This is a genomic window from Pontibacter sp. 13R65, from assembly GCF_047525655.1.
Lineage (GTDB): Bacteria > Bacteroidota > Bacteroidia > Cytophagales > Hymenobacteraceae > Pontibacter.
Window position 1 is genome coordinate 1 of sequence record NZ_JBLIQL010000048.1, and the last position, 3,448, is coordinate 3,448.

The window sequence follows — 3,448 nt, forward strand, 5'->3', positions numbered from 1 at the left end:
ACCGAAACCCCATCAACGCCCTGGTCCACATCCTCTCAGGTCTGACCGCCTACACCTTTCTCGACCACAAAAACAAAAAGTTTAACCTCGCCAGAACATTGGCTTAATTCCCGAGTTCACGTTAACCTATAAAATTTGAAGCAAAATATATGTTTCAGCACAGGGTTATTGACAAGTAACAGGTTTTAACTGCCAAATTGCTATTGTTCTTCTACCATACTCCGGTAAACACTTGCACAGTAATTATAAGAGGAGGGTCCGGTATTTCCTAGCTGCAGTAAAAATGCAGCTCTACCTCTTGCTGCCCAAAGCTCCTACTCCTACAGCACTTAAAAGAAATACCTTTATTTTCGGGAAGGGAGAAGTCGCTTATAGAGGTGTCAATCCTCCTTTGAACCTACAGATTGTACATATACTTAGAACCTCCAGCCCAAATGTACTGTGGGAAAAGGAGAGAAGGCAGATTGTGTGAAGGCTTTATCTGCCAATTTAACCGTCCTTGCATCTGGCACGTAAATAATTGCAATCCAAGGGTTAATGTAAAACCCGCTATATTCTTTTTCTCGCTTACCGAGCATAAACCGATAACCGGATCGTACACCAAAACTGAATCCCCATAAATCCATCTCTTCAGGAGTATCTTTCAGTCCTATACGATCTTTCCCGTACCCAACCTGTAATCCGGCATGCCAACCCTTGTGTTCACCAAAAAGATAATCTGTTTTAATATCAAATCCTTGGGAATAGACGGTAAAATTATCGTCAGATACAAAAAAATTAGGTTGTTGAATAGCAAATGCGCCAATACTCGACCGAAAATTTCCGTAGCATACTGCTGCGTGTATGGAATACCCCTTGAACAAGTAAGAGATAAGATCAGCCTCTACCTCCAATTTTAGAGGATTTGATTTGTCCTGGCCTATTACAGGATTTGCAAACAAGCCAAGGAAACTTAAAATAAAGAGTGCAGAATTTACAATCCAGCAGAATTTTATAGATTTCATGTTCAAAATTAACTTCCTGATGTCTAAAGGTTCTTAACAAAAGATAAGAAGTGTTACTTTTTGCTAATCCGATTCCTTATCCTGCTAAGAGAGACCGGAGTTATTCCCAAATAGGAGGCAATAATATGCTGGGGGACCCGGAGCAGTAACTGACTATGGTTTTGTTCAAACTGAAGGTAACGTTCCTCAGGTGTATGCATAATATGATTCATAAAAACCTGTTGCGCGTTAATGAATCGCTGGTCGGCAATTCTTCGGGTAAGGACGTTCATATTTATTGATGTTGCCTCCAAATTTATGAACTCCTCCTTCTTGATGGATAGTAAGGTGCATTCTTCTAGAGTCTGCAATCCTTGATCTGAAGGTTTGCTGGTTACAAAGCTGGAGTAACTACTTGCAAACTGGTTTTCACTAAATAAGAAAATAGTCGCCTCCTCTCCTTTGGAATCTATACAATATAATCGGAGCACACCTGTAACAACAAAATAAAGATGCTTCTCCCTTTCACCAATCTGGGTAAGATGCTGCCGGGCGGGAACCTGAATCACCTTAAACGTCCTAGAAATTTGCTCTAACTCAACCTCATTCACGTCTGCTATTCTCCGTAGCATATCAACAAATTTATCTTTCATGATTTGAACAGTTTTGACTTTGGATTAGGAAGGTAAAGCAGCATTGCCTGTGTTTAAATTTACTCGCTTTAGAATCCAGCAAAAATCTAAAGTTGCTACACTTATCTGATGGAAAAAGAAGCATTACCTTGTTATAAACCTTGTAGTTAGGTTGATGTTATAAGCTGACCAATATCTTACAGTAAGTCTAACTTGATAAATATCCTATAACAGGTCTAGTTGTACGAGTGAAGCAAGTTACAACATATTAGTTTTAAAAGGAGAAGGTATAATTCCCTTAGACCATTCGTATTAATCAGAGGAGCAGTGCAAATCCTTATTTTACTTTCAAAGACTAACCATCACCTTTTTAGCAAGTATAATTAAATAATATATCAATAAAACGATTGTTAGGTTAGATGAATGTAAAATATGAAAAGGAAACAATTGTTATTGCTCCTGTTTACACTCCTGATAATTTCATGCTCCAAGGAGGAACACAAAAGTTTAGGAAATAACCCAAGAAGAATTCCTGCTGAGGCCATACATAAGCTGGAGACAGAACAAGATCTAGACACTCTCATCGAAAGCATCGGTAATGCTCAAATTGTTTTACTTGGGGAGTCCTCGCATGGTACTGCTGAATTCTATACCTGGCGCACCAGCATAAGTCAGCGATTAATTAATGAAAAGAGGTTCAAAATAATAGCAATAGTAGGTGACTGGACTGATGCTTACCAAATAAATAAGTATATAAGAGGTAACAACAGCTATAGTTCGGCAAAAGTAGCTTTAAAGCAAGAATTTAATCGATGGCCAACATGGATGTGGGCGAATGAAGAGGTTGCGGAACTAACTGAATGGCTTCGTAGCTATAACACAGGTAGAGGTCTTAATGAACAAGTGGGCTTTTACGGTCTTGATGTTTATAGTATGTGGGAATCAATGGAAATAGTATTAGCATACTTAGAAAAAAATAATTCTTCAGCTGCTGAGGCAGCTCGTATGGCTTTACACTGTTTTGCTCCTTATAATAAGAATGAAAATGCTTATGCAAGAGCAACCTATATTTCAACGGATAATTGTGCTGATGAATTATCCACCTTGCTAGAAACTGTCCAAACAACCATTGCTTCTGAAACGCCAGAAAACGAGGAGGCGTTCAACGCACTACAGAATACCCTTGTAGCTGTGAACGCAGAAAATTACTATCGAACAGCTGCATTTAATAATGCCTTATCGTGGAATATACGCGACAGGCATATGACTGCGACTATTAAGAGGCTTCTGGAACAATCTGTGCCAAATACTAAAATAATCGTTTGGGAGCATAATTCTCATGTTGGAGATGCAAGGGCTACAGACATGGCAGATCAAGGTTTGGAAAATGTAGGGCAACAGGTAAGGGAACAGTACGGCGAGGAGAATACCTATATTATAGGCTTCGGCACCTACAGTGGCAAAGTGATCGCAGCACAAAGTTGGGGAAATAAAATGCAGGTGATGGATGTGCCTCAAGCAAGGTCTAACTCTTGGGAAGCCTTATTGCATAAACATGAGCCAGCTAATAAAATCATCTTCATGCATCCACTTTCAAAGGAGCAGACATTTCAGCAACGAATAGGACATAGAGCAATTGGGGTGGTGTATAATCCTGCCTCAGAAACCGGCAACTATGTCCCGACTGTAGTACCGGAACGTTATGATGCGTTTATTTTTCTAGATAGAACAACAGCCCTAACGCCACTCCAGTAGCTTAATGATTACTTGAAAAGATCAAAAAATTTGGTATTGATGGAAGATGCAACTTAAGTGTTCCTTCCTAATGCCCCC

3 protein-coding genes are annotated in these 3,448 nt (G+C 39.5%); 1 reads left to right on the forward strand and 2 read right to left on the reverse strand.

Features of this window, described 5'->3' with window-relative positions:
* Positions 1–416: 416 nt before the first annotated feature.
* On the reverse strand, positions 417–1,004 hold the full coding sequence (locus ACMA1I_RS23205; RefSeq protein WP_337070883.1) for a hypothetical protein: 588 nt from the start codon (positions 1,002–1,004) through the stop codon (positions 417–419).
* 53 nt (positions 1,005–1,057) lie between these two features.
* Positions 1,058–1,636: a Crp/Fnr family transcriptional regulator gene (locus ACMA1I_RS23210; protein WP_337070884.1), complete on the reverse strand. Its 579-nt coding sequence runs from the start codon at positions 1,634–1,636 to the stop codon at positions 1,058–1,060.
* A gap of 411 nt (positions 1,637–2,047) precedes the next feature.
* Here ACMA1I_RS23210 and ACMA1I_RS23215 point away from each other — a divergent pair, with 411 nt between their 5' ends.
* Positions 2,048–3,370: an erythromycin esterase family protein gene (locus ACMA1I_RS23215; protein WP_337070885.1), complete on the forward strand. Its 1,323-nt coding sequence runs from the start codon at positions 2,048–2,050 to the stop codon at positions 3,368–3,370.
* Positions 3,371–3,448: the final 78 nt, after the last annotated feature.

Coding starts and splice junctions, on each gene's coding strand:
- ACMA1I_RS23215 (WP_337070885.1), top strand. CDS start 2,048: ATGAAAAGGAAACAATTGTTATTGCTCCTGTTTACACTCCTGATAATT.
- ACMA1I_RS23210 (WP_337070884.1), bottom strand. CDS start 1,636: ATGAAAGATAAATTTGTTGATATGCTACGGAGAATAGCAGACGTGAAT.
- ACMA1I_RS23205 (WP_337070883.1), bottom strand. CDS start 1,004: ATGAAATCTATAAAATTCTGCTGGATTGTAAATTCTGCACTCTTTATT.